This window comes from Streptomyces griseorubiginosus, assembly GCF_001514195.1.
Classification (GTDB): Bacteria; Actinomycetota; Actinomycetes; order Streptomycetales; family Streptomycetaceae; genus Streptomyces; species Streptomyces griseorubiginosus.
Window position 1 is genome coordinate 298439 of record NZ_KQ948742.1, and the last position, 26989, is coordinate 325427.

The window sequence follows — 26989 nt, forward strand, 5'->3', positions numbered from 1 at the left end:
CGGAGCACGGGCTGGTGATGGCGTCGTTGCCAGTGGGAGGCGGCGGTGGCTGTCGGCGGGTGTCTTGGAACGCTAAGTTACGCTGCTGTGAGGCACCCCGGCAGTGCTTTCGTGTGACGATCGTAGGCCCGTAAGGGACGGCTCGAATGCCAGGACGGTGGTAGTGTGCGCGCCTCTCTGATCCAGATCGCCGTGGATGAGGACGAATCGGTCGATTCCCGTCGCGGGCGGGTGGCCGCGCTGGTACGCAACCAGGCCGGTGTCGACCTCGTCGTGCTGCCGGAGCTGTGGACCACGGGGGCTTTCGCCTTCGAGGAGTTCGGGCGCGCGGCCGAGCCGCTGGAGGGGCCGACGTACGAGGCCATGGCGAAGGCGGCGAGCGACACGGGCGTGTGGCTGCACGCGGGCTCGATCCCCGAGCGGGACCCTGACGGCGCCCTCTACAACACCTCCCTCGTCTTCTCCCCCTCCGGCGAACTGGCCGCCGGCTACCGCAAGATCCACCGCTTCGGCTTCGACAAGGGCGAGGCTGTGCTGATGGGCCGGGGCGAGGACCTGGTGACGGTCCGGCTGCCCGGCACGACCGTCGGTGTGGCCACCTGCTACGACCTCCGTTTCCCCGAACTCTTCCGCGGTCTCGTCGACGCGGGCGCCGAGACCCTGGTGATCCCGGCGGGCTGGCCGGAGCGCCGCCGGGCGCACTGGACGCTGCTGGCCCAGGCGCGGGCGGTGGAGAACCAGGCGTTCGTGCTCGCCTGTGGAACGGCCGGGACGCACGCGGGAGTTCCGCAGGCCGGTCACTCGATCGTGGTGGATCCGTGGGGCGAGGTGCTGGCCGAGGCGGGCGCCGGCGAGGAGGTCCTCACCGTGGAGTTCGACCCCGGGAAGGTGGCCGCGACCCGGGAGCAGTTCCCGGCCCTCAAGGACCGGGTGCTCTGACACCTGCGATCACCTGTGCCGCGCGGGAGGTCAGTCGTCCTCCCGCTCCTTCTCCGCGAGGTGGATCACGCACACCGCCACGGCGATGAGCAGCGCCGGGTCCGCGTCCTCCCGGACGATGTCGACGCCGTAGGTCTCGCGGACGTGCAGCCACCGCCGCGACACCACCGCGAGCAGCTCACCGTCGTACTCGACGGCGAACTCCCGGTCCAGGATCTTGCCGCTGACGTCGAGTTCGGTGCGGCCGTCAGCGAGGGCCACCCGGTAGTGGTTGCGCAGCAGCGACAGCCGCTTGCGGCGGATCGTGGCCAGCGGCTCGCCGTCCCGCTCGATCAGCATGGTGTCGCGCAGGGCGAACATCTTCTGGCGGATGTCGATCAGGACCCGCCCCTGGGTGTCCTTCAGCTCGAAGGTGTCCCGCAGCCGCATGGCCTTGCCGTCGACCAGGAACACCTTGTTTCCGTGGTCGTCCTCGATCCAGTAGTCCTCACCGAAGCCGAGGAGCCGGTCGCGCACGAGAAATCTCATGCCCTTACCGCTTCCCCGGCGCCCGGTCCGAAACGCCGCCGGTAGGCCGACGGGCTGAGTCCCGTCTCGCGCCGCACGCGCGCGCGGAGGTTGGCCGCCGTGCCGAGACCGCTCCTGGCGGCCACCACGTCGAGCCGCTCCTCCCCGCGCTCGATGAGCCGGCAGGCGAGTGCCACCCTCCCCCACTGCCTTGAGGGCGTGGGGGGACCCCCATCGCCGTCAGCCAGGCGAGCGGTGTAGTGCCGAGTTGCGACTGGAAGCGCCGGTGCAGGGTGGCGGGGGAGACGGCCGCACGGTCCGCCAGGTCGGCCACCGTCAGCGTCTCCCCCAGCCGCTCCTGCGCCCACGCGAGCAGCGGGCCGAGCGACTCGTCCCGTACGTCGGGCAGGGGACGCTCCACGAACTGCCGTTGCCCGCCGTCGCGGTGGGCGGCGAAGACCAGCCTGCGGGAGACGTGGTTGGCGATCTCGGCGCCGTGGTCCCGGCGGACCAGGTGCAGCCCCAGGTCGAGCGCCGAGGCGCTGCCGGACGCCGTGAGGATGTCGCCGTCGTCGACGAAGAGGACGTCGGGCTCCAGCAGGACGCCCGGGAAACGGGCCCGGAACGAGTCGGTCCACATCCAGTGGCAGGCCGCCCGCCGCCCCTCCAGCAGACCGGCCTCCGCCAGGGTGAACGCGCCCGAGCAGAAGCCGACCAGCCGGGCGCCGCGCGCGTGTGCCCGGCGTACGGCGTCCAGTACGCGGGGCGAGCGCGGGGTGTCGGTGTCGGGCCGGTTCGGCACGATCAGCGTGTCCGCCGACTCGGCCGCCTCCAGGCCGGGCACCCCGGTGAGCGTGAAGAACCCGTCCCGCATCCGGGTGTCCGGTGCGGCGGCGCACAGCGTGAAGTCGTACAGCTCACGGCCGAGTTCGGGCCGGCGCAGCCCGAAGACCTCGATGGCGCAGCTCATCTCGAAGGGGTTCGAGTTCTCGTCCACGACCAGGACGACACGGTGCGAGGATCCTTGCGGCATGTGCGATTCCTAGCACTCGTACGCCGCCCGGGCCAGCCCGCACGATGGCGCCATGGCAACCGAACCCGTCTCCCTGCCCACCGCCCTGGCCTCCTTCGCCGAGCAGTGGAGCCCCCGTATCGTCACCGCCGTCAACGACTACGACGTCCGCGTCACGCACGTCGAGGGCGAGCACCTCTGGCACGTGCACGACGACACGGACGAGTTCTTCCTGGTCCTCGACGGCGAACTGCACATCGCGCTGCGCGAGGCGGCCGGAGAGCGCACGGTCGTCCTGCCGAAGCTGTCCGTCTTCACCGTCCCCAAGGGCGTCGAGCACAAGCCGTACGCCCCGGTCCCGACCGACATCCTCCTGCTCGAACCGACCGGCACGTCCACGGTCGGCGACCGCCACGACGAGGTCCCGGCGCATGTGGAGGCGACGACGGGGCGCGCGCTGGGGTGAGGGGCGCTGAACGGCGTCGAGGATGCGGGGGACAGCTCTCCCCCGCACCCTCGACGCGAATGCAGCCCGATGCGGGGCTCGACTACCGCCGGCGCGGGGCCAGCTTGAACAGCGCGACGCCCGCCGCGACCAGCGTCGTGGCGGCCACCAGCATCGCCATGCTGTTCAGCCACATCCCGGTCGCGGCCAGCGTGGCGCCTCCGGCCCCGGTCGTGCCGGCGCCGATCACTCGTCCGTACATCGTGTCTCTCCTAGAGGGTTATGTTGCGACCCACTTCTCCTCGCTGCGGCGCAACAGCCCCCACAGCGAGGTGAAGTAGACGGCGTGCTGGAACAGGTCGTAGAGCATCTCGGGGATCATCAGCGCCGCCACCAGCACCGCGCGGGGCCCCGCCCGCCGTACCGAGACCGTCTTCTCGACCAGGAAGATCAGTCCGATCACGGTCCAGAAGGGCGAGAAGCCGGGCCAGCCGTACAGCGTGGTGTACGTGACCATGTAGGTGAGGTAGACGAGGAAGGACAGCGCGCCGAAGCCCATCAGGAACTGCTGCATGAAGTAGCGGGCGGTGACACGTGTCCAGCCGTAGTCGCGCAGGTTCTCCAGGGCTCCGCGCTGCCACCGCAGCCGCTGGTGCCAGAGCTTGCCCAGGGTGGGCATGACCTCGGTGGTGACCTCGCAGCCGGCCGGGGACATGGCCCGGTAGCCGAGGGTCTTGACCGCCTTGGTCATCTCGTCGTCCTCGGTGAGCGAGGCGAGGCTGTAGTAGGCGTTGCCGCCGCCGAGCACCCCGCCGCGGCGGGCGGCGCGCACCTCGCGCAGGACGCGGGCGCGGAACATGGTGCCGGTGCCGGTGAGCACCTGGGCCTTGCCGCCGGTGCGCTCCAGCTCCCAGGCGTAGCGGTGGAACTCCATCCGCTGGAGCAGCCCGAGGAGGCCGCCGCCCTCCTCGCCGTAGAAGACCCCGCCCACGGCGCCGACCTTGCGGTTGAAGGTGCCGATGGCCGTCTCGCTGAACCAGGGGTTGAGGACGGTGTCGGCGTCCTGCACCAACAGCAGGTCGCGGTCCTCGAGATGGGGCAGCACCCAGGCGATGGCCTGGTTGAGGGCACCGGCCTTCTTGTGGGTGTTGCCCTGGGTGGCGAAGACCTGCGCGCCGTGCGCGACGGCGATCTCGGCGGTGGCGTCGGTGCAGTTGTCGGCGACCACGACGATCAGGTCGGGACGGCGGGTCTGCCGCCACAGGCCCTGGATCGCGTCGGCGATGCGGTCCTGTTCGTTGTGGGCCGGTATCAGCACCACCAGGCGCAGCGGGCCGTCGAAGTCGTCGGGTGCGGCGTGCGCACGCCGGGCGGCGTGCCGACGGGGGCGCGGTGGGCTCGCGGCGGGGGCCGCGAGCGTCGACGCAGGGTGGTGCACGGGGAGCCCCCGGGTGTGCTGATGGGCCACGCCCGGCTACTGCCAACCCCCCGGGCTCTCAAGGCCATCAGCTTTCACTATTTCCACACAAGCGGACAAGACAACCGTGATTACGGATTGCTCACGGTTGTCTGTCCTCGCCCTGTGCGTCCTTGGTTCCGCTGATGTCCCTTACACGCCGTATCCGTCGGAGTAGCCGTCGCGGCGTCCGTGCGGCTCCTCGACGACGGTCTGCGTGGTGGGCGGAACCACCACGCGCCGCCGCCGGGCGATGCTGCTGAACGTCGTCACGCCGATCAGCCCCACGATCATGAGGATCACACCGACCAGATCGAGGTTGACCCCCTGCATGTGCCAGTCGGTGGCGAACGTGAGGATTGCTCCCACGGCGATGAGGATGATGCATCCGCCGAGGCCCATGAGTGTCGCCTCCCTGTCCGGTCCGGTCGTTCCGGTCCGGAACCCCGGGTACCCCCACTTTCGGCGAATACCCGTCGGGGAGTCCGAACTACCCTTCGAGGAACGCCACTAGAGCGTTGGCCAGCAGGTGCGGGTCGTCCGCGCCGCACAACTCCCTGACGCTGTGCATCGAGAGGATCGCCACGCCGATGTCGACGGTCTTGATGCCGTGCCGGGCCGCGGTGATCGGGCCGATCGTGGTGCCGCAGGGCATGGAGTTGTTGGAGACGAAGGACTGGAACGGCACCCCCGCCTTCTCGCAGGCCGCGGCCCACACGGCCCGCCCCGAACCGTCCGTGGCGTAACGGTTGTTGACGTTGACCTTGAGGATCGGACCGCCGTTGACCCGCGGGTGGTGCGTCGGATCGTGCCGCTCGGCGTAGTTGGGGTGCACCGCGTGCCCGGTGTCGGAGGACAGGCAGACCGTCCCCGCGAAGGCCCGCGCCCGGTCCTCGTACGACCCGCCGCGCGTGAACACCGAGCGCTCAAGGACCCCGCCGAGCAGCGGGCCGTCGGCGCCGGTGTCCGACTGGGAGCCGTTCTCCTCGTGGTCGAAGGCGGCGAGGACCGGGATGTACGGCAGGTCACCGGAGGACACCGCGGCCAGCGCGGCCACGCCCGCGTGCACGGACAGCAGGTTGTCCATCCGGGGGCCGGCCACCAGCTCGTTGTCCCGACCCAGGTAGGCGGGCGCCTCCACGGAGTGCGTCATCAGGTCCCAGCCGGTCACCTCGCCCGCGCCGAGCCCCAGTTCCTCCTCCAGGAACGCGATCAGGTCACCGTCGCGCACGTCGTCGCCGAGCCCCCAGATGGGCTGGAGGTGCCGCTGCTTGTCGAGCTTGAGGCCGTCCGAGGACACCGCGCGGTCCAGGTGGATGGCGAGCTGCGGCACCCGCAGCAGCGGGCGGTCCACGTTCACCAGCCGCGTCGAGCCGTCCCGCAGGGTCAGCCGGCCGGCCAGCCCCAGGTCGCGGTCGAGCCAGGAGTTCATCAGGGGGCCGCCGTAGATCTCGACGGCGACCTGGCGCCAGCCGTGCGCCCCGCTGTCCGGCAGCGGCTTGACCCGCAGGTTCGGGGAGTCGGTGTGGGCGCCGACGATGCGGTACGGCGTGTGGGGCGCCGCGTTCTCGGGGACGTACCAGGCGATGATCGCGCCGCCGCGCAGCACGTACTTGCCGCCGCTCGACCCCTCCCAGGCGTCCGTCTCCGAGACCTGGCGGAAACCTGCCTTCTCCAACCGCTCGGCGGCGTTCGCCACGGCGTGGTACGGCGTGGGGCTCGCCGCCAGGAAGGACATGAGGTCGTCGGTGTGGCCGCGGTCGAGGCGGTGGGGTGCGCTCATGGGGTTCACCTTAACGACGTACGAGCACCCTCTCCCGAGCGATCGGAACGGGCCCTCGTGAGGACTGAGTACAGCTGTACGGGTGTGTCCTAGAACGTGGCCCTGCGGGGGTTGGGGGCGGGGTGGTGGCGTGGTTGGGGCGGGGTCTCGTCGGGGGTGGTGATGTGGTTGGGGGTGGGGTCTTGGCGGGGCGGTGAGTGGCTGGGGGGGCGTCGGGGTGGCGATGTGTCGGGGCGGGGCCTCGCTCGGTCGGCGATGCCGTCTCGTCGGGTCGGGACTGTGGCCTTGCGGGGACGGCGTGGCTCCGTCGGGTCGGGACTGTGGCCTTGCGGGGACGGCGTGGCTCCGTCGGGGCTGGACCTAATCTCCTCGGGACTGGCGACATGCTGCGTCGGGAGGGGGCCCGGACTCGCTAGGACGGGACTGCGGGCTCGTCGGGGGCCCCGGGTCTCGTCCGTTGGGCCCCGGGTCTTGTCCGGGCGGGGTCATGGTCTCGTCTGGGCGGGACCCTTGTCTCCTCCAGGCGGCGGCGCGGCCCGCCGGAAGGGGACCGGTGCCTTGCCGGGGCGGACCCCCGGGTCTCGTCCGGGCGGCGGCGCGGCCCCGCCGGAAGTGGACCGGCGCCTCGCCGGGACGCGCCCCCGGCCTCGCCGCAACGGGACTTTGGCCCCGCCGAGATGAAAACCCGGCCCCGATGAAAACCCGCTCCCGACGAACGAGCCGCGCCCCGGTCGGAACCGGGGCGCGGCCTCGTCGTACTGGAACACGGCCCTCGCCGGATCGGACCACGGTCCTTCCTTGTCAGGCTGAACCTGGCCCCGCCGAGCTGGACAACGGTCCTCGTCAGGCTGAACCTGGCCCTCATCGAGCTGGACCTCGGCCCCCGCCGAGCTGGACCGCGGTCCTCGTCAGGCTGGGCCGTCCCTCTCGTTCTGTTAGAACGCCGCCTCGTCCAGGTCCATCAGGTCCAGCTCGACGCCCTCGGCGATCTTGCGGGCCAGGGTCACGCCGGGCAGGACGTTGGCCGCGAAGAACTTCGCCGCCGCGATCTTGCCGGTGTAGAACGCCCTGTCCTTGGCCGCGGCCGTCTCCAGCTTCTCGGCGGCGATCGCGGCGCCCTTGAGGAGCAGGTAGCCGACGACCACGTCACCCGAGGCCATCAGCAGGCGGGTGGTGTTGAGGCCGACCTTGTAGATGTTCTTGACGTCCTGCTCGGTGGCCGCGAGGTCGGTCAGCATCAGACCGACGATGGCCTCCAGCTCCACGGCCGCCTTGGCAAGCTGCTCACGGGCGCCCGCGAGCTCCTCGCCACCCGTGCCCACCGCCAGGAACTTCTTGATGTCCTCGGCGAGGGAGTTCAGGGCCGCGCCCTGGTTGCGGACGATCTTCCGGAAGAAGAAGTCCTGGCCCTGGATCGCGGTCGTGCCCTCGTACAGGGTGTCGATCTTGGCGTCCCGGATGTACTGCTCGATCGGGTACTCCTGGAGGAACCCGGAGCCGCCGAAGGTCTGGAGCGACTGGGCGAGCTGCTCGTAGCCCTTCTCCGAGCCGTAGCCCTTGACGATCGGCAGCAGCAGGTCGTTCAGCGCCTCCAGCGCCTTGACGTCCTCGCCCGCCGCCTCCTTGACCTGGATCTCGTCCTGGATCGAGGCGGTGTAGAGCACCAGCGCGCGCATGCCCTCCGCGTACGCCTTCTGCGTCATCAGCGAGCGGCGCACGTCCGGGTGGTGCGTGATGGTGACCTTGGGCGCGGTCTTGTCCATGAAGTTCGCGAGGTCGGGGCCCTGCACGCGCTCCTTGGCGTACTCCAGCGCGTTCAGGTAGCCCGTCGACAGCGTGGAGATCGCCTTCGTGCCGACCATCATCCGGGCGAACTCGATGATCCGGAACATCTGGCGGATGCCGTCGTGCTTGTCGCCGATCAGCCAGCCCTTGGCGGGGTGCCGGTCGCCGAAGGTCATCTCGCAGGTGTTGGACGCCTTGAGGCCCATCTTGTGCTCGACGTTCGTCGCGTACACGCCGTTGCGCTCGCCCAGCTCGCCGGTCTCGAAGTCGAAGAGGTACTTCGGGACGAGGAAGAGGGACAGGCCCTTGGTGCCGGGTCCGGCGCCCTCGGGGCGGGCGAGGACGTAGTGGAGGATGTTCTCCTCCATGTCGTGCTCACCGGAGGTGATGAAGCGCTTCACGCCCTCGATGTGCCAGGAGCCGTCCTCCTGCTGGACCGCCTTGGTGCGGCCGGCGCCGACGTCGGAGCCCGCGTCGGGCTCGGTGAGGACCATCGTGGAGCCCCACTGCTTCTCCACGGCGACCTTGGCGATGTGCTTCTGGACCTCGTTGCCCTCCTCGAAGAGGATGCCGGCGAACGCGGGGCCCGAGGAGTACATCCACACGGCCGGGTTGGCGCCCAGGATCAGCTCGGCGAAGGCCCAGATCAGGGAGCGGGGCGAGGTCGTGCCGCCGATCTCCTCGGGCAGGCCGAGCCGCCAGTACTCGGAGTCCATGAAGGCCTTGTAGCTCTTCTTGAAGGACGCCGGGACCGGCGCGGTGTTCGTCTCGGGGTCGAAGACCGGCGGGTTGCGGTCGGCGTCCGCGAAGGACTCCGCGAGCTCGTTCTCGGAGAGGCGGGTCAGCTCCTCCAGGATGCTCTTCGCGGTCTCGACGTCCATCTCCGCGAACGGGCCCGTGCCGTACAGCTTGTCGCGCCCGAGTACTTCGAAGAGGTTGAACTCGATGTCGCGGAGATTGGACTTGTAGTGCCCCATGGCGATGGCTCCGTCAAGAGATCGGCGAGGCACCTGGTTCCTCGCGCCCGTACACATACCAACAAGTAGCTACGATGATGCTACCCGTCGGTAATAAGTCGCAACCCCGATCCGGCCATCTGTGAGGAGTCACACCGCGATGGTCAGCGAGGCGGTGTACCCCTTGGCCACGCTCCCCTTCACCGTCGCGAGCTGCCGGTCGTGACCGTCCCGGAAGACGCTGTCCGTCTCCAGGGACAGCCGGCGCAGGTTGGGCGCGCTCGGCCCGTACCCCTCGGTCGCGTAGACCGCGTCGCACACGTCCTCGGGGAACGCGAGCTGGGAAGTGCTGGTGATCGCGGTCGCGCTCACGGCGTCCCGGAGGCTGCCGTAGACCTCGAAGTGGACGTGCGGCCAGCGGCCCGGATAACAGCCAGGGAAGACGCTGCTGAAGGTGACCTGGCCCTGCTCGTCGGTCTCCTGGACGCCCCGCAGGTAGTTCTCCCCGGTCAGGCCCTCCGTATAGAGGGAGTAGCCGCCCTCCCGGTCGCAGTGCCACACATAGACGGCGGCCTCCTTCCGCGGGGTCCCGCAGCCCGAGGCCGCGTCCACCACCGTGAGCGTCAGCGTCAGGGGCACGCCCTCGGCGGTGCCGCCCGCGGAGTCGCCGAAGCTGCCGGTGATGTCCCGGCGGACGACCCCGCTCTCCTTCAGCACGTTCACCCCGTTCGAGCCGTCGCCGGGGTAGGGGCCGGCGGTCTCCTCGGGGACGGCGGCGCAGGTCGTGCCCGTTCCCGCGTCCGCTCCGGTGGCCGACGGCGACGTCACGGCCGTAGGAGAGGAGGAACCGGTGCAGCCCACCAGGGGCAGCAGGCCCGCCCCCGTCCCCGCCATGAGCCGGATCATCCGGCGGCGGGCGAGCACGGGAAGGTCGTAGGAGAGTCCCCGGTCGTGCTCGTGCATCTCGTCGTCGCGCTGTCGGCCCATGCCCCGACGCTACGAGCGACCCCCACCCGAAACCCAGAGCCGGCCGCTGTCAGGTCACTGTCGGTTTCCGGGGCCGGTAGCGACTGTCGGGTTCCGGGGCCGGTAGCTGCCCGCCGCCCCCGCCCCCCTCGGTACGCTTACGCCCATGTACGGCTACGACCAGAACGCTGGTGCCCAGCAGCAGTACGGCGTCCCGCCCCAGCAGCCCATGGCCGGCGGTGTGGGCGGGTACGGCCAGCAGCCGCCGCTGTACCCCGAGCCGTCCCCGCCCTCCCTCGCGGACGCGGTGCGTGCCTTCACCACCGGGCAGATGGCGGCCGAGGACTTCCAGCAGGTCTTCGCCACGTCCAAGGTCTACTGCCCGCGCGGCGACAACCCCGGGTTCCTCGCCCTGCACAACACCCAGCAGCCGGTGATCCCCATGTTCACCACGCTGAAGGAACTGCGCAGGTACGCGGGCAAGGAGTCCAAGTACTTCGTGATCACCGGCGCGGAGGTCCTCGACCTGCTGCCCACCGGGTACGGGTTCGTCCTCGACATGGAGGGCGAGCACCGGATCGTGTTCGACGCGAAGGCCGTGGAGCAGATGGTCGACTTCGCGATGCGCAGGATGTACGGGTAGCGGTCGCTCCGCGAGATCGAAAACTCCGTTCGATTGTCACAGCCATGCCATAGAGTTCCCTCCGGCAGCCGCGCCCCGCACGCCACCGCCTCCACGGCGGTCCGCGTCCGGACGCCGCGCGGCGCCTTCAGCTCTCCCGGCACCGCCGGGATTCTCTGTGGGGGTTCATCACTGTGCGCATGCGCAGCACCTCGGCCGCGACGGCACTCGCGGTCCTCTTCAGCTCGGCAGCGCTGAGCGTCGCCGCCGCCGGCACCGCCTCGGCCGCTTCCGCCGTGGTCAGCAGCCCCGGCGGCCTCGTCGTGGACGACGCCCTGCGCCGGGTCTTCGTCAGCGACCAGGCCGACGGCCGGATCCTGGCCACCGACTACAACGGCACCCTCGTCGCCCGGGCCACCGGCCTCGGCGGCGCCACCGACCTGACCGTCTCCGACGACGGCACCACCCTCTACGCCGCCCTCGCCGGCAGCCACGAGATCGTCGCCCTGGACGCGACCGACCTCACGGTGAAGGCCCGCTACCCCGTCGCCACCGACACCGGCCCGCGCTACGTCGCCTTCTCCGCGGGCAAGGTCTGGTTCACCTACGGCGACCAGTGGGACGGCGACCTCGGCTCGGTCGACCCGGCCGTGGACCCGGCGAGCGGGACCGACCCGGTGCAGCTGGCCCAGTTCCCCTCCCAGGGGACCTCGATCGGGGTGTGGGGCCAGGCCCTGCTGGACACCGACCCGCTCCGGCCGGGCGTACTGGCCGTCGGCGAGACCGGCATCTCCACGGACTCGATGGCCGTCCTGGACGTGTCGAACGGGACCCCCGGGCTCACCGCCTGGTACCAAGGCGACTACTCGCTGAACAGCGGCATCTCGGACATCGACCTCGTCGCCGGCGCCGACCAGGTGCTCGTCAACGGCACCGACCGGGACGCCTACGCGAACGGCGGCTTCAGCAAGGCCGGCGTCTACCCGGCCGGGCAGGGGGCGGACGTCGGACGCAGCGGCCTGATCGCCCAGGTCACCGGCACCAAGATCGCGATCTACCGGCCGAACGCCACACGGCCGCTCCGCACCTACAGCACGGGCAGCCGGCCGGCCGCCGACGTGGCCTGGGCCGGCGACTCCTCCCGGGTCTTCGCCCTCGTCGCGGGCAGCGGAGGCTACACGCTCAAGGCGCTCACCGGCCCCACCCTCAACGTCCCCACCCTCACCGTCAACGCTCCCGCCACCGCCCCCCGCGCCAAGTCGCTCACCGTCACCGGCAAGCTCTCGGCGACGGTGCCGCTGCCCGCCGGAGCCCGGCTCTCGGTCACCCGCACCGACCTGGAGAGCCCCAACGGCAAGGCGCTGCCCGGCGTCACGGTGAAGTCCGACGGCACCTACTCCTTCACCAACACCCCGCCCGCCGGCAGCAAGGTCAAGTACACGGTGACGTACGCGGGCGACGCCGGGCACGCGGCCGTCAGCGCCTCCGACACGGTCGACGTCTCCCGCGCCGCCACCGCCCTGAGCCTGAACAACAACGGCAAGCTGTACAACTACGGCACCGACGTGAAGTTCACCGCGCACCTCGGCAAGACCTACAAGAACCGCTCCGTCTCGATCTACGCGGACCCCTTCGGCAGCGACCGGGGGAAGAAGCTGATCAGGACCGCCAACGTCAACGCGGACGGCAACGTCACGGCCGTCGTCGACATGACCCGTGACACCACGGTCACCGCCGTCTTCACCGGCGACTCCCGGTACAAGCCGAAGACGGTCAAGTCCACGGCGTACGCCCGGGTCAAGGTCTCCTCCGCCGTCTCCAAGCACTACAAGAAGGCGAAGATCGGCTCGACCTCCTACTACTGGTTCCACAAGACCACGTCCCCGGTGATCACCACCACGATGACCTACTACCCGGGCCGTCAGCAGCGCCTCGACCTCGAGGTCTACTACGCGGGCGCGTGGCGCTCCTCGGACTCGCGGTACTTCTCCCTCGGCTCTAACGGGAAGTCGGCGGTCAGCCTCGGCGCGCCCGGTGAGTCCGGCCTCAAGGCGCGGATCCGGCCGGTGTACGTCAACGGCTCGTCCGGCGACACGGTGAACTCGACGACCTACGGATCGTGGAAGTACCTGTACTTCAGCAACTGACGCGGCACGGCCTGAAGCGAGGGCCCGGAGGGAATGCCCTCCGGGCTTCTGCCGTTAGAGGTGGCAGAAAGTTCAACGCTCAACTAAACTCGAACCACAAGGAGGTACCGACATGCCTGCAGTGACTGTCGACAACCCGCTGACCCTGCCGCGCGTGGCCGCGACGGCGGACGCGGTCGCCCGTCCCGTCCTCGGCGTGACGACCGCGCCGAGTGGCTTCGAGGGAGAGGGATTCCCGGTACGCCGGGCGTTCGCCGGGATCCATTACCGGCACCTGGATCCGTTCATCATGATGGACCAGATGGGTGAGGTGGAGTACGCGCCGGGCGAGCCGAAGGGGACTCCGTGGCACCCGCACCGCGGCTTCGAGACCGTCACCTACATCATCGACGGGATCTTCGACCACCAGGACAGCCAGGGCGGTGGCGGCACCATCACCAACGGCGACACCCAGTGGATGACGGCCGGTTCGGGCCTCCTCCACATCGAGGCCCCGCCGGAGTCCCTCGTGATGTCCGGAGGGCTCTTCCACGGCCTCCAGCTGTGGGTGAACCTCCCGGCCAAGGACAAGATGATGGCACCGCGGTACCAGGACATCCGCGGCGGCAACGTGCAGCTCCTGTCCACCCCCGACGGCGGGGCGCTGCTGCGTGTCATCGCGGGTGAGCTGGACGGCCACCAGGGCCCCGGCATCACCCACACCCCGATCACGATGATCCACGCCACGCTGGCGCCGGGTGCGGAGATCACCCTGCCCTGGCGCGAGGACTTCAACGGTCTGGCGTACGTCCTGGCGGGCCGCGGCAGCGTCGGTGCCGAGCGCCGCCCGATCCACCTGGGCCAGACGGCCGTCTTCGGCGCCGGTGGTTCCCTCACGGTCCGCGCGGACGAGAAGCAGGACTCCCACACGCCGGACATGGAGGTCGTCCTCCTGGGCGGACAGCCGATCCGTGAACCGATGGCGCACTACGGCCCGTTCGTCATGAACACCCGCGAGGAACTCCAGCAGGCGTTCGACGACTTCCAGAAGGGCCGCCTGGGGACGATCCCGGCCGTGCACGGCATGTCCGAGGGCGGGCTGTAAGGCGCCCTGGCGTCAGGCGGCGCCTTCGGGCTTCTCCCAGGTGGTGACGTCCATGGTGACGGACGACAGGCCGCCGGCGTAGTTCGGGTCGTCCGCCTGCCAGCCGAGGACGGTGAGGGCCGCGACCCGGTTCTCGTCGGTGAGCACACACGCGGTGAGTCCCCGGCGGATGTTCTTCTGGTCGATGGCGAATCCGAAGGCGGTGGCCGCCGCGCAGCTCTCGGCGGTCGCCGGTCCGTCGACGGTGGCGAGGTCACCGTTCTCGCCGACGATGGTGTAGCCGTCGTCGGCGTTCGCCGGCAGGGAGAAGATGATGTCCGGCTGGCCGTTGGTGAAGTCCAGGTCCACGTTGGATCCGGACCGCAGGACGACCTTGCGGTGCTCCCGTACCGCCGCCGGCTGTGCATCGGCCGCCTGACCGACCTCCGGCGTCGCGGACGTCGGAGTCCCGGACCTCGCCGGTGCGGCGGCGCCGGTTCCGCCCGAGGTCGCGCTCGTGCTCGTACTCGTGCTCGGTGCCCCGCTCCCGGTGCTCGGGCTGCCCTGGTTCTGACCGGAGAACGCCAGGTAGGCCCCCGTGCCGGCCAGGGCCAGCACCGCGAGAGCCACCAGGGCCATGGTCGAGCCCTTGAACGAGAAACCGCCGGACCCCACCTTGATGTGGTTGGAGGGTTCGCGTGCGGCGCCCTCGTACGACAGCGAGAACGAGGACCCCTTGCCGCGGTCCTTCTGGGATGAGGGCTTGCCCATACGACTTCCTTGCGTGCGGTCGGATCACGGCCAGGGCACACATCGTGCAGGCGGTGCGGCGACCGTCGCCGTGAGTCGCTCGGTGCACACCTGAAAGGGTGATGATGCGGCGAGCGTGGATGCCCGCTCGCTGTCCCGTGCTATGCCGAAGCCGAGTCCGGCGGCTCGTGGAGTTCGAACCAGATCGTCTTGCCCTCGCCGCGGGGGTCGACGCCCCACAGGTCGGCGAGGAGTTCGATCAGCATCAGGCCGCGGCCCGAGGAGGCCAGTTCGCCGGGGCGGCGCTTGTGGGGGAGGTCGTCGCTGGTGTCGGTGACCTCGACGCGCAGCCGGCGGTCGCCGGGCTCGCCGCGGACCTCGGAGACCAGCAGCGCGTCCGCGTCGGTGTGGACCAGGACGTTCGTCAGCGTCTCGGACACCAGCAGGACCGCCGAGTCGACCTGGTCGGCGGAGGACCAGTCGTGCAGCAGCTCGCGCAGCTGGTGGCGGGCCACCGCGATCCGTTCCGGTTCCGCCTGGGCCACCGACAGCATCGAACGGCGGACCGGCGGCCGCGCGGTGGCCGTGTCGTCGTCCTGCGAGCCGTGCCGGTGCAGCAGGAGGACCGCTATGTCGTCCTCGCGGCGGTCGGCGAGCGGGCCGGTGGTGTGGTGGGAGGAGGGGCCGTGGACGGCCTGGACGAGGGCGTCGGCGAGCTCCTCCGGACCGCCGTCGTGGGTCTCCAGGATCGTCCGGACGCGCTTCCACCCGGTTTCGAAGTCATGGCCGCCGGTCTCGATCAGCCCGTCCGTGCAGAGCATCAGCGTCTCGCCGGGCTGAAGGACGATCCGGGTCGTGGGGTAGTCGGCGTCCGGGTCGATGCCCAGCGGGAGACCGACGTGCGTGGTGCGGGCCAGCACCGTGCCGTCGGCCAGGCGGATGGCCGGCTCGGGATGGCCGGCCCGGGCCACCTCCAGGGCTCCGGTCGCGGGATCGACCTCGATGTACAGGCAGGTCGCGAACCGGGTGTCGGCGGGATCGCCGCCCTCGCCGGCGCCGTACGTCATGCCGTTGAGGAAGCGGGAGGCGCGGGAGAGGACCGCGTCGGGGCGGTGGCCCTCGGAGGCGTAGGCGCGCAGGGCGATACGGAGCTGGCCCATCAGTCCGGCGGCCCGTACGTCATGGCCCTGGACGTCCCCGATGACCAGGGCGAAACGGCCGGCTCCGGCACTCGTGCGGGAGGTGCCGCCGGGCAGCGGGATCATGTCGTACCAGTCGCCGCCGACCTGGAGGCCGCCGCCGGTGGGGACGTAGCGGGCGGCGACGGTCATGCCCGGTATCTCCGGGCCGAGGCTCGGGAGCATGGAGCGCTGGAGCCCGTCGGTCAGCTCGCGCTCGGACTCGGCCACGCCCGCGCGGGACAGGGCCTGGGCCAGCATCCGGGCCACCGTCGTCAGCACCGAGCGCTCGTCCGGCGTGAAGGCGACCGGATAGGCGAAGCCCGCCATCCACGCGCCCATGGTGCGGCCGGCCACGGTCAGCGGCAGGAACGCCCAGGACTGGCGGTCGAAGCGCTGGGCGAGGGGCCAGGTGACCGGGTAGCGGGAGCGGTAGGCCTCGGGGCTGGAGAGATAGACGGCACGGCCGGTGCGGACGACCTCGGCGGCCGGATAGTCGGTCTCCAGGGACATGTGGGAGAAGGGGCTCTCGTCGCCGGGCTGCTGACCGTGGTGGCCGATGATCGTCAGCCGGTCGCCCTCGACGCCGAAGACGGCCAGGCCGTCGGGGCTGAAGCCGGGCATGGACAGGCCCGCGGCCACCCGCAGCACCTCGGCGGTGGAGCGGGCCTCGGCCAGCGCGCGGCCCGCGTCCAGCAGGAAGGCCTCCCGGGAGCGCCGCCAGTCGCCGGTGACCGCGGTGCGTCCGGCGGGGGTGCCGGGGGTCGGCTCGGTGACCTCCTGGAGGGTGCCGATCAGCCGGAACGACTTCTTCTGCCGGTCGTACGACGGCTTGGAACGGCTGCGTACGGTACGGATCACCCGGCCCTGCTCGTCCATGATCCGGATCCGGACCTCGGCGAGGGTGTCCTCGGCGACGGCGAGGCCGACGACGCTGATGATCTCGTTCCAGTCGACCGGGTGCAGCCGGGCCCGGGTCTGGGCCTCGGTGAGGGTGGCCTGCTCGGCGGGCAGGCCGAGCAACCGGGCGGCCTCCGCGTCGACCGTGACCAGTTCGGTGGCGGTGTCCCAGTGCCACAGGCCGGTCGCGAGGGAGGTGAGGACGTCCCCCACGGCGGGCAGGGGCTCACCAGTGCGCATTGCCCCACTTTAAGAACAGGGGATCGAGGAGTGCCACTGTTGACCGAGTCGTAATGGTGGGGAGCCGGTCCTGGGTGCCCCGGTACCCTTGGGGGAGTTTCACGTGAAACAGACACGTGAGGCAGCCCCCGATCCGCGAAGGCTGGATGAACGACGATGCATCGGTACAGGTCCCACACCTGCGGCGAGCTCCGCTCCTCTGACGTCGGCACCGACGTCCGACTGAGTGGCTGGCTGCACAATCGGCGCGACCTGGGCGGCATCCTCTTCATCGATCTGCGTGATCACTACGGCATCACGCAGCTCGTCGCCCGGCCGGGCACGGAGGCCTACGAGGCGCTGGACAAGGTCTCCAAGGAGTCCACGGTCCGTATCGACGGCCGTGTTGTTTCACGTGGAACCGAGAACGTGAACCCGGACCTGCCGACCGGTGAGATCGAGGTCGAGGTCGGCGAGGTCGAGCTGCTCGGCGCGGCCGCCCCGCTGCCGTTCACGATCAACACCGAGGACGGGGTCAACGAGGAGCGGCGCCTGGAGTACCGCTTCCTCGACCTGCGTCGCGAGCGCATGCACAAGAACATCATGCTGCGCTCGTCGGTGATCGCCTCGATCCGCTCGAAGATGGTGGCCCTCGGCTTCAACGAGATGGCGACCCCGATCCTGTCCGCGACCTCCCCCGAGGGCGCCCGTGACTTCGTGGTCCCCTCCCGCCTGAACCCGGGCAAGTTCTACGCCCTCCCGCAGGCGCCGCAGCAGTTCAAGCAGCTGCTGATGATCTCCGGCTTCGACCGCTACTTCCAGATCGCGCCCTGCTTCCGCGACGAGGACGCGCGCGCGGACCGTTCGCCGGGCGAGTTCTACCAGCTCGACGTCGAGATGAGCTTCGTCGAGCAGGAGGACGTGTTCCAGCCGATCGAGCAGCTTATGACCGAGCTGTTCACGGAGTTCGGCGGCGGCCGGGAGGTCACGTCCCCCTTCCCGCGGATCCCGTTCCGTGAGGCGATGCTGAAGTACGGCTCCGACAAGCCGGACCTGCGGGCCCAGCTGGAGCTCGTCGACATCACCGACGTCTTCGAGGGCTCGGAGTTCAAGGCGTTCGCCGGCAAGCACGTGCGGGCCCTCGCGGTGCCGGACGTCTCGGCACAGCCCCGGAAGTTCTTCGACCAGCTCGGCGACTACGCGGTCTCGCAGGGCGCCAAGGGCCTGGCCTGGGTGCGGGTCGCCGAGGACGGTTCGCTGTCCGGCCCGATCGCGAAGTTCCTCACCGAGGAGAACGTCGCCGAGCTGACCAAGCGGCTGTCGCTGGCCGCCGGACACGCGGTGTTCTTCGGCGCGGGCGAGTTCGACGAGGTCTCGAAGATCATGGGCGCGGTCCGTGTCGAGGCCGCCAAGCGTGCCGGGCACTTCGAGGAGGGCGTGTTCCGGTTCTGCTGGATCGTCGACTTCCCGATGTACGAGAAGGACGAGGAGACCGGCGCGATCGACTTCTCGCACAACCCGTTCTCCATGCCGCAGGGTGGTCTGGAGGCCCTGGAGACCCAGGACCCGCTGGACATCCTGGGCTGGCAGTACGACATCGTCTGCAACGGCGTCGAGCTGTCCTCCGGCGCGATCCGGAACCACGAGCCGGACATCATGCTCAAGGCCTTTGAGATCGCGGGCTACGACCGTGAGACCGTCGAGGACAAGTTCGCCGGCATGCTGCGCGCCTTCCGCTTCGGCGCCCCGCCGCACGGCGGCATCGCCCCCGGCGTCGACCGCATCGTCATGCTGCTCGCGGACGAGCCCAACATCCGCGAGACCATCTCCTTCCCGCTCAACGGCAACGCCCAGGACCTGATGATGGGCGCGCCGACGGAGCTGGAGGAGGCCCGGCTGAGGGAGCTGCACCTGTCGGTGCGCAAGCCGCAGCCGAAGTAGGCGGTGAGCTGAGGGGGTGGCCCGGAGCCGAAGTCGGTTCCGGGCCACTTCTCTGTCGTGAACCCCGCCGGAACCCCGCCGTCGTGAACCTCCCTGTGGGGAACCACAGTTGGCACCCATGCCCATGACAGCGTTCTTACCTACCTTCGCTGTCCATGACGGAAAACCACCCGCAACTCCAGCAGCCGGCCCACGGGCCGAAGCACAAGAAGGACCTGACGCGGCGCAAGGTCGTCGTGGCCGGAGCGGGCGCGGCCGTGGCGGTGGGCGCCGCGGGCACGCTCGCCGCGTCGGGCGCGTTCGCGAGCGAGAAGGGCAGGGCGGCCTCGGCGAGCAGCACCTCCACGGCCGCCGAGGCCTGCTACCGGCTCACCTCGGAGACCACCGAGGGGCCGTACTACATCGACGCGGACAAGATCCGCCGGGACATCACCGAGGACAAGGAGGGCATCCCCCTCACCCTCCAGCTCAAGGTGATCGACTCCGAGACCTGCAAGCCCGTCGCCAACGCGGCCGTCGACATCTGGCACTGCGACGCGCTCGGCATCTACTCGGGCTACGAGAGCCTGTCGACGGGAGGCGGGAGCGGGGGCGGGGGTGCTCCGACCGACGCCCCCTCCGGAACCCCGACCGACGCCCCTTCGGGCACTCCGAGCGGTACGCCCACCGGTGAGCCGCCGTCCGGTGCGCCCTCCGGAGGCACCGGCGGCGGGGGCCACGAGGAACCCACCGACGACGAGCGCTATCTGCGCGGTACGTGGAGGACCGACAAGCACGGCCAGGTCACCTTCAAGACGATCTTCCCGGGCTGGTACCGGGGCCGCACCGTGCACATCCACACCAAGGTCCACGTGGACGGCACCTGGACCGACGCCGGCTACGAGGGCGGACACACCTGCCACACCGGCCAGTTCTTCTTCGACGAGGAGTCCGTGCTGGCCTCCGCCGAGGTCGAGCCGTACTCCACCAGCACCACCGAGCGGACCACGCTCACCGAGGACACGATCTACGACCAGAGCGGCACCGCAGGCGGCCTGCTCAAGCTGAAGTACAACAAGAAGAACATCGCCAAGGGAGTCATCGGCTCGATCACGATGGGCGTGGACCCGGACACGACGAACGAGGGCACGTCCCTCTGACCCACGCACGCGAAGGCGCCCGGGACCGTGGGGGTCCCGGGCGCCTTCGCCGGCTCACGGCGGCTCAGATCACCCAGAACAGTCCGTTGCCGCCCAGCAGCGTGCCGTTGCTCTGTGTGAGCCCGACGGACGCGGCCGTGAACAACTTGCTGCCGGTGGCCGTCGGCCGGGTGGAGCCGCCGGGGATGACCCAGACCGCTCCGGTGAAGTTGTTCTCACCGACCGCACCGACGAACAGCTCCGGCCTGCCGTCCTTGTTGACATCGCCGACCGACACCGTCGTACCGAAGAAGTCGTCGATCTCGGCGGCGCCCGGCACTCCCGCGGTGTCCTGGGAGAAGGAGTACGACCCCGTGCCGAGGGCCCCGGAGGCGCGGCCCGGGATGACGGTCACCTGGCCGGCGTTGATCCGTGCGAGGTCCTCGTACGGAGAGCCGACCACGATGTCCGCGAGTCCGTCCCGGTTCAGGTCGGCCACGGCCAGCGACCCGCCGAAGGCATCGCCGCTCTCGCTCGCACCGGGGACCCCGGCGGTGTTCTGCGTGAGGGAGACGGGCGTGGTGTCCTTGGTGATGCCGTCGGCCGAGCCGTACCAGACGAGCACCCGGCCACCCAGCTCTCCGTCCTCGCCGGCCTTGTCGGGCTCGTCCGGGTCGCCGGCCACGAGGTCCGCGTAGCCGTCGCCGTTGAGGTCGCCGGTGGCCACGATGAGGCCGTTGCCCTTCAGTGCTTCGCCGTAGGCGGCGTGCGTGTAGATCTCGCCGCCGCTCAGACCGTCCAGCCGGGAGGTCGCCAGAGCCGGATCGGGCATGCTGTCCCCGTTGAAATCGCCCAGCGCGACGGACTCCACGGCGGCGGTGTCCTCGCTCAGCGTGCGGGTGCCGTAGCCGCCGGCGCGGGTGAAGGGACCCGTGATGTGCACCGAGGCGTCCCAACCGCCCACGGTCACCTGGGTTCGCATGCCCCCGCCGAGACCGAGCGTGGCGAGATCCAGGCCGTAGTAGAGCGTGGACTGCGAGGGCGACGGCAGATCCGTCCCGCTGGTCAGCCCGTTCCTGCTCCCCCAGAGCACGGTCACCGCACCGGCGTTGGCACCCTTCGGCGTGTCCTCGTACGGCGATCCGACCACCAGGTCGGCGTACCCGTCCCGGTTCAGGTCGGCCGTCGCGGTGGCGGCGCCGAAGCGGTCGTACGCCTCGGCCGTGCCCGGCACCCCAGCGGTGTTCTGCGTGATCGTCCTGCGACGGCTCGCGGCCAGGCCGGACGACGAGCCGTACAGCACGACCACCGCCCCGGCCGCTTCCTTGCCGGACACGTCCGCCCCCGGCGCCGGCAGCACCGCGTCCTTGTAGCCGTCGCCGTTGAAGTCGCCCGGCACGCCTCCGTGGACGGCCGCCGCCGGGGTGACCGGCAGCAGCGCACCCAGTGTCACGCTCACGGCCACCAGTGCGGCCGCACTCCATCTGCGCACGTGAACTCCCCCTAGGAAAGGAACTTGTAGCTGCCGAAGCCGGTCGCGATCTTCACCCTCGCTCCGAACGACCCCTTGCCGTCACCGCTGTTGCGCCACAGAGTGCCGCCGGTGTCGCGCGAGACCAGGTCCGCCTTGCCGTCGTCGGTGATGTCCCCGACGCCGACGACGACGTTGTACGACCCGCCCCAGTTGGTGAACAGCTTCACGCGGGCCTTGAAGGTGCCCGCACCGGTGCCGTCGTAGCGGTAGAGGGTGTGGGACGTGTCCTGGGCGAGCAGGTCGCCGATGCCGTCGCCGTTCAGGTCTCCGGCGCCGATGATCTTCTTGTAGCCCTTCCAGCTGTCGTAGAGCTTCACGCGCGCGGAGAGCTTGCCGGTGCTGGTCCCCTTGTACAGGTAGACCGTGCCGGTGGACGCCCCTCGCGCGATCAGGTCCGGGCGGCCGTCGCCGCTGAGGTCACCGGGCGAGGTCAGCACGTCGTACTGGTTCCAGCCGCCGGTGCCGAGCGAGGTGTACGACGTCGACGGCTTGAGGGCCGCTCCGCAGCCGGGCTTGTACAGGCGCAGGGCACCGCTGCTCAGCCGGACCAGGATGTCGTTGCAGCGGTCGCCGCTCAGGTCGCCGAAGGGGATCGCCCTGATGGTGGTGGGCCAGCCGCCCGCGCCGACCTTCTCGCCGAGCCTGCCCGTGCCGGTGCCGCCGTGGAAGGTCAGGCCGCCGGAGGTGCTCAGGGTGAGCAGGTCACCGCGGCCGTCCGGGCCGTCGGGGCTGACGAAGTCGTGGCGGACCGCCGAGCCGCGCAACAGGTAGCCCTCGCCGCTCGTCACCGTGACCGGGGCGGCCGTGCCCAGGCCGGTGGCCTTGAGCGTCCAGGTGAACTCGCCGTGGGGGAAGGGGATCCCGCTTGACGTCCTGCCGTTCCAGTTCGCCGTCACTTCCGCCGAGGCGGCGCCGCCGGTGAGGGTGCGGGTGGCCCTGCCGGTCGCACCGCTCTGCACCGAGGTGAAGGTCAGGGACCAGGAGGTGACGGGACGGGACAGCACCCACCGGCCGGTCCAGGCCGGCGTGGAGCCGGGCTCCACATAGCTCTCGGCCTCGGTGCGGAACGCCGTCACCGCGGACGGCGTGACGCCGGTCGTGGCCACGTGCGTCTGCTCGAACGTGTCGAACCAGGCGACCAGGCCGGTGTACTCGTCGACCGTCCACCGGAAGCGGCGGTCCACGGGGAGCCCGGAGTCGGGCAGGCCGGAGGCGACCACGCGCGTGGTGTCCGTCGTCGTGTCGGTGAGGACCAGCTGGTCGGCCTCGTGGTCGTGGCGGACCGTGAAGCCGTCGCCGAGCAGGACGTCTCCGGGGGTGACGGTGACCGACCGGGCGGCCTTGCTGTCGTAGACGCCCGCCGAGGCGTCGGCGCAGGACCAGTACACCCAGCGGCCCGCCGCCTGGAGCTCGCTCGGCACACAGCCGAGGTCGGGGACGTCGACCGTGGAGAGCGTCTTCTTCGCGGTCAGGCTGTACGAGGTCAGCCGGCCCGGAGTCGTGGTCGCACTCCACAGCACGGAGCCGTTGAGGGCGGCGGCGCGGACCGAGCGCTTGAGGGGATCGCCGTAGCCGAACTCCGCGATGTACTGCGTCGGAGTCGTACCGCCCGAGTCGTAGACGGCGTAGTCGTCGGAGACGTCGACGATCGAGCCGCCTCCGGTGCCGTACCTCAGGGTGTAGTCGGACCAGCCGTCGTGGAGGGAGACCAGCACGTCGGCGTTCTCCAGGCCGCTGCCGCCCTCGTCGAGGTCGGCATACATACTCAGGTAGACGTCGTCGGGGCCCGTGACGTTGTTGCCCCACAGGGCGGAGCAGGTGGTGCCCGGGTAGGGGCACTTGGCGGATATCGAGTCGCCGTCCTTGGCCGCGGAGGCGGTCAGCTCGGTGCTGCCGTTGGTGGTCAGGGTGCGGACCGAGGTGGTGTCCCGGGAACTCGTGGAGCTGTCCTCCGCCACCCGCAGGCTGCCCCGGCTCAGGGCGATGCCCTTCTTGGCGTTCTCCAGCGGGGGCACCTTGACGATCTTCTTCAGCTGCGGGGTGCCGTCCGCGCCGGTGACGACCTGCTGGACCCACCAGTCGGCCGCGCCGGAGCCGCCGGTGACCAGCGCGGTCCCGTCGGGGGCGGCCAGGGGGGTGCCGTACGACCAGGTCAGCAGCTTCTTCGTGGTGCCGTCGGCCAGCGAGACGGCCCGGACGGAGCCGCCGTCGGTGGCGAGGACCAGCCAGTCGCCGATCAGGACGGGCACCGGGGTGCCGGGCAAGTCCTCGCCGGCCACCGGGGTCGTCTCGGCGGCGGTGAGGTCGGTGCGGGGCTTGAGGTGCAGACCGGAGGTCTCGGTGTACCAGCCGACGCGGTCCTCGGTGAGCACGACCTCCGGCACCGTCTCCCGGGACAGACCCGTGAAGGCCGGGGTCAACTCGGCGGTCGCGAAGTCGAGGTAGCCGACGGTGTACGAGGTGAACTCGCCGTTCGCGTCACGGGCCGGGTAGGTCAGCAGGGCGCCCTCGGCGTCGCCGGTGCGCCCGGTGTTGATCTCCCAGGTGCCGTCGGCGGGCAGGCCGGAGACCACCCGGTCGCGCTGCTTGCCGTCGACGAGGTCGACGAGGTGCAGCACATAGCCGTCCAGCTGCTGGCCGTCGACGATGCCGTTCCGCTCGACGGTGACGGTCGTCTCGCCGTACGTGCCGACCCGGGTGGCCGAATGGCTGAGGTCCACGGTCTTGAGGGCGCCGCCGCCCGGACTCCACAGCGACACGGGGTCGCCGTAGGTGCGGTGGGGCAGGGCCACGGTGTCGGCGGCCTGCCCGAACACGCCCGAGGCGCAGCGCACGTTGATGTCGTAGCAGCTGGTGGTGGTCGGCTGGTAGGTCCCGGCCGGGCCCTCGACGGGGGAGGTGACGCCGTCCCCGTAGCCCGTCCACAGGAGGCCCGCGATCCCTGACTGGCGGTGCAGGAAACCGGTCGTGCCCGCGGCGAGCAAGCGGTCTGTGCGGGGGGTGTCGCTGCGCGGATCGTCCAGGACGATCTCGGTGGTACCGGCCGCGGCGGTTGTCGCCGCCTGCGCGCCGGTGTCCTCGGTGCTGGAGAACAGGGTGATCGAACCGGCCGCCACCGCTACGGCCAGGGAGGAGAAGAGCGTGGCACGGCCCGCTCGTCTCGGGGCGTGTCTGCCCAACTGGGGTCCTTCCCTATGAGTCAGCAAACCCTATCTACAGGTAAGAGAGGAGTGAAGGGAGGGTAAGGAGATGCAGGAGGGGTGGTTGGGCACCGGGTTGTTCACACATCGGTGAAGATCTCCCAGATCCTGTACGGCGACCGCGTGGGCCGCCGGCTCTCCTGGCTCAGGTGTCGTAGGACCCGTCCCACGGGTCTGCGAAGGCGAGGCGGTCGGGGTAGAGCTCTGCCCACTGTTCGCCCTCGTCCTCGCGGATCACCAGGCCGAAGCGGACGCCGTCGTGGAGGACGCTGAAGGGGCGGATCGCGATGTCCGTGTAGGAGCGGCGGGGGAGGCTCCGGAGCAGGGTCGCCCGGTGCACCTGGGCGCGGGTGAGCGGAGAGGTGTCGCCGACCGGGTCGCGCTGCTGCTCCGCCCAGGTGCCGGCGCACCAGATGTCCGAGTCGCGGTAATTGCCCTCCGTGTCGAAGGTGTGCAGAACCGCGAACAGGCGTTTCTGATCCTCCCAGCCTTCGTCGAGGCGGAACCCCTCGGGAAAGGCATACGTGATCGACGCCAGGAACTGACCCTCCGCATACCGCCCGATCGTCTCGGTGCGGTGCTTCGGCTCGTACGCGACAGGAATGACCCCGGGCACTGCCATGGCGCAAACCATACGGCTTGGCGCGGACACGGCGATGCCCGGGTCGGTATCCGGACGGGGCCGAAGTCCCTGGAGCGGTCCGGGACTACTCCGGGGAGCCGCCGAAGCGCTCCTTGTAGTTCTCCAGGTCCTCGTCCGTCAGCTTGGCGAACAGGACCGGGGGGACCGTGAAGGGGATGCCGGGGGTGAGGGCCGTGAGGGTGCGGGCCTCGTCGGCGGAGATCCAGGTGGCGGTGTCGGACGGCAGGGCGAACGCCTGGCGCATCGCGGCCGAGGTCGCCGGGATGAAGGGTTCCGAGACCACCGCGTAGAGGTGGATCAGGTTCATCGCCGTGCGGAGCGTGAGGGCCGCGCCGTCCTTGTCCGTCTTGATCTCCAGCCAGGGGGCCTTCTCCTCCAGGTAGGAGTTGCCCGCCGACCACAGCGCGCGCAGGGCCGCCGCGGCCTTGCGGAACTGGAGCGCCTCCATCTGCTGCTCGTACTCGGCGAGCAGACGGGCGATCTCCTCGCCCAGCTTCGCCTCCGCCGCACCCGGCTCACCGCCCGCCGGGACCTCCTCGCCGAAGCGCTTCTTGGAGAAGGACAGGACGCGGTTGACGAAGTTGCCGAGGGTGTCCGCCAGGTCCTTGTTGACCGTCGCGGTGAAGTGCTCCCAGGTGAAGGACGAGTCGTCCGACTCCGGGGCGTTCGCGATGAGGAAGTAGCGCCAGTAGTCGGCGGGCAGGATGTCCAGGGCCTGGTCGGTGAAGACGCCCCGCTTCTGGGACGTGGAGAACTTCCCGCCGTAGTACGTCAGCCAGTTGAAGGCCTTGACGTAGTCGACCTTCTTCCACGGCTCGCGCACACCCAGCTCGGTCGCCGGGAACATCACCGTGTGGAACGGGACGTTGTCCTTCGCCATGAACTCGGTGTAGCGGACGTCGGTGTCGACGTCGTACCACCACGACTTCCAGTCCCGGTTCTCCGGGTCCAGGTCCGCCCACTCCTTCGTCGCGCCGATGTACTCGATCGGGGCGTCGAACCAGACGTAGAAGACCTTGCCCTCCGCTGCCAGCTCCGGCCAGGTGTCCGCCGGGACCGGTACGCCCCAGTCCAGGTCACGGGTGATCGCGCGGTCGTGCAGGCCTTCGTTCAGCCACTTGCGGGCGATCGAGGAGGCCAGCTGCGGCCAGTCGTCCTCGTGACGCGAGACCCATTCCTCGACCTCGTGCTGGAGCTTGGACTGGAGGAGGAAGAGGTGCTTGGTCTCGCGGACCTCCAGGTCGGTGGAGCCGGAGATCGCCGAGCGCGGGTTGATCAGGTCGGTGGGGTCCAGGACCCGCGTGCAGTTCTCGCACTGGTCGCCGCGGGCCTTGTCGTAGCCGCAGTGGGGGCAGGTGCCCTCGACATAGCGGTCCGGGAGGAAGCGGCCGTCGGTGGGGCTGTAGACCTGGCGGATCGCGCGCTCTTCGATGAAGCCGTTCTCGTTCAAGCGGCGGGCGAAGTGCTGGGTGATCTCGACGTTCTGCTCGCTGGAGCTGCGGCCGAAGTAGTCGAAGGCCAGCGCGAAGCCGTCGTAGACCGCCTTCTGCGCGTCGTGCGCCTGCGCGCAGAACTCGGCGACCGGGATGCCCTGCTCCTTCGCGGCCAGCTCGGCGGGGGTGCCGTGCTCGTCCGTCGCGCAGATGTAGAGGACGTCGTGGCCGCGCTGGCGCAGGTAACGGGAGTAGACGTCCGCCGGGAGCATGGACCCCACCATGTTGCCCAGGTGCTTGATCCCGTTGATGTACGGAAGGGCGCTGGTGATGAGGTGTCGAGCCATCGGGGGCTGCTCCCAGGTTGGTCGTGCGGGTGAGTCGCCAGTCGT

General features: G+C 70.3%; 20 protein-coding genes and 1 pseudogene. 7 read left to right on the forward strand and 14 right to left on the reverse strand.

Going from position 1 to position 26989, the window contains the following annotated elements; all coding sequences use genetic code 11:
* Positions 1–165 precede the first annotated feature (165 nt).
* A complete protein-coding gene (locus AQJ54_RS33250; RefSeq protein WP_062243617.1) occupies positions 166–939 on the forward strand; it encodes a carbon-nitrogen family hydrolase in 774 nt (257 codons plus the stop codon).
* 30 nt (positions 940–969) lie between these two features.
* On the opposite strand, the gene AQJ54_RS33255 is transcribed toward AQJ54_RS33250, so the two are convergent.
* On the reverse strand, positions 970–1467 hold the full coding sequence (locus tag AQJ54_RS33255; protein WP_030320085.1) for an LURP-one-related/scramblase family protein: 498 nt from the start codon (positions 1465–1467) through the stop codon (positions 970–972).
* Positions 1464–2479 (reverse strand): annotated as a pseudogene (locus tag AQJ54_RS33260) (GlxA family transcriptional regulator). Before AQJ54_RS33260 ends, AQJ54_RS33255 begins: the two are co-directional and overlap by 4 nt.
* Before the next feature lie 52 nt (positions 2480–2531).
* Between AQJ54_RS33260 and AQJ54_RS33265 the strand changes: the two are divergent.
* The gene (locus tag AQJ54_RS33265) at positions 2532–2924 is read left to right on the forward strand and encodes a cupin domain-containing protein (protein WP_062243620.1); all 393 of its coding nucleotides are present in this window, start codon (positions 2532–2534) and stop codon (positions 2922–2924) included.
* Positions 2925–3006: 82 nt separating this feature from the next.
* Here the strand turns inward: AQJ54_RS33265 and AQJ54_RS46255 are convergent, their stop codons facing one another.
* The 6 genes from AQJ54_RS46255 to AQJ54_RS33290 all read right to left on the reverse strand — a co-directional run bounded on the left by AQJ54_RS46255 (position 3007) and on the right by AQJ54_RS33290 (position 9870).
* A complete protein-coding gene (locus tag AQJ54_RS46255; RefSeq protein WP_162952070.1) occupies positions 3007–3165 on the reverse strand; it encodes a hypothetical protein in 159 nt (52 codons plus the stop codon).
* 18 nt (positions 3166–3183) lie between these two features.
* Positions 3184–4224 carry a glycosyltransferase family 2 protein gene (locus AQJ54_RS33270; RefSeq protein WP_062026076.1) on the reverse strand — a complete coding sequence of 347 codons (1041 nt, stop codon included), beginning with the start codon at positions 4222–4224 and terminating at the stop codon, positions 3184–3186.
* A 288-nt stretch (positions 4225–4512) separates the two neighbouring features.
* Positions 4513–4761: a DUF6458 family protein gene (locus tag AQJ54_RS33275; protein ID WP_020134285.1), complete on the reverse strand. Its 249-nt coding sequence runs from the start codon at positions 4759–4761 to the stop codon at positions 4513–4515.
* Between the two features lie 88 nt (positions 4762–4849).
* On the reverse strand, positions 4850–6142 hold the full coding sequence (locus AQJ54_RS33280; protein ID WP_062025790.1) for a M18 family aminopeptidase: 1293 nt from the start codon (positions 6140–6142) through the stop codon (positions 4850–4852).
* 935 nt (positions 6143–7077) lie between these two features.
* Positions 7078–8904, reverse strand: a complete 1827-nt coding sequence (locus AQJ54_RS33285; RefSeq protein WP_062025792.1) for an acyl-CoA dehydrogenase — start codon at positions 8902–8904, stop codon at positions 7078–7080.
* A 129-nt stretch (positions 8905–9033) separates the two neighbouring features.
* Positions 9034–9870, reverse strand: coding sequence for an intradiol ring-cleavage dioxygenase (locus AQJ54_RS33290; protein ID WP_211278609.1), 837 nt, complete (start codon positions 9868–9870; stop codon positions 9034–9036).
* 145 nt (positions 9871–10015) lie between these two features.
* On the opposite strand from AQJ54_RS33290, the gene AQJ54_RS33295 reads away from it, so the two are divergent.
* The 3 genes from AQJ54_RS33295 (at position 10016) to AQJ54_RS33305 (ending at position 13702) form a co-directional block, all read left to right on the forward strand.
* Positions 10016–10492 (forward strand): SseB family protein, encoded by a 477-nt coding sequence (locus AQJ54_RS33295; protein ID WP_062025793.1) that lies wholly within the window; start codon positions 10016–10018, stop codon positions 10490–10492.
* Between the two features lie 179 nt (positions 10493–10671).
* Entirely contained in the window at positions 10672–12618 is a 1947-nt protein-coding gene (locus tag AQJ54_RS33300; RefSeq protein WP_062243623.1) for a YncE family protein, read from the forward strand.
* 112 nt (positions 12619–12730) lie between these two features.
* On the forward strand, positions 12731–13702 hold the full coding sequence (locus AQJ54_RS33305; protein ID WP_030320071.1) for a pirin family protein: 972 nt from the start codon (positions 12731–12733) through the stop codon (positions 13700–13702).
* A gap of 12 nt (positions 13703–13714) precedes the next feature.
* Here the strand turns inward: AQJ54_RS33305 and AQJ54_RS33310 are convergent, their stop codons facing one another.
* On the reverse strand, positions 13715–14452 hold the full coding sequence (locus AQJ54_RS33310) for a hypothetical protein (protein WP_062243626.1): 738 nt from the start codon (positions 14450–14452) through the stop codon (positions 13715–13717).
* A gap of 140 nt (positions 14453–14592) precedes the next feature.
* Positions 14593–16749: a SpoIIE family protein phosphatase gene (locus tag AQJ54_RS33315; protein ID WP_062243629.1), complete on the reverse strand. Its 2157-nt coding sequence runs from the start codon at positions 16747–16749 to the stop codon at positions 14593–14595.
* Positions 16750–16905: 156 nt separating this feature from the next.
* On the opposite strand from AQJ54_RS33315, the gene aspS reads away from it, so the two are divergent.
* Positions 16906–18669 (forward strand): aspartate--tRNA ligase, encoded by a 1764-nt coding sequence (gene aspS / locus AQJ54_RS33320; RefSeq protein ID WP_062243633.1) that lies wholly within the window; start codon positions 16906–16908, stop codon positions 18667–18669.
* Positions 18670–18824: 155 nt separating this feature from the next.
* Positions 18825–19808: a dioxygenase family protein gene (locus tag AQJ54_RS33325; protein ID WP_062243636.1), complete on the forward strand. Its 984-nt coding sequence runs from the start codon at positions 18825–18827 to the stop codon at positions 19806–19808.
* Positions 19809–19872: 64 nt separating this feature from the next.
* On the opposite strand, the gene AQJ54_RS33330 is transcribed toward AQJ54_RS33325, so the two are convergent.
* The 4 genes from AQJ54_RS33330 to metG all read right to left on the reverse strand — a co-directional run bounded on the left by AQJ54_RS33330 (position 19873) and on the right by metG (position 26944).
* Entirely contained in the window at positions 19873–21279 is a 1407-nt protein-coding gene (locus tag AQJ54_RS33330; protein ID WP_062243639.1) for an FG-GAP-like repeat-containing protein, read from the reverse strand.
* Between the two features lie 11 nt (positions 21280–21290).
* Complete coding sequence (locus AQJ54_RS33335; RefSeq protein ID WP_062243642.1) at positions 21291–24500, reverse strand: FG-GAP repeat domain-containing protein; 3210 nt, start codon at positions 24498–24500, stop codon at positions 21291–21293.
* Between the two features lie 166 nt (positions 24501–24666).
* The gene (locus AQJ54_RS33340) at positions 24667–25143 is read right to left on the reverse strand and encodes a hypothetical protein (protein WP_062243645.1); all 477 of its coding nucleotides are present in this window, start codon (positions 25141–25143) and stop codon (positions 24667–24669) included.
* Positions 25144–25228: 85 nt separating this feature from the next.
* Positions 25229–26944, reverse strand: a complete 1716-nt coding sequence (gene metG / locus AQJ54_RS33345) for a methionine--tRNA ligase (protein WP_062243648.1) — start codon at positions 26942–26944, stop codon at positions 25229–25231.
* Positions 26945–26989 lie beyond the last annotated feature (45 nt).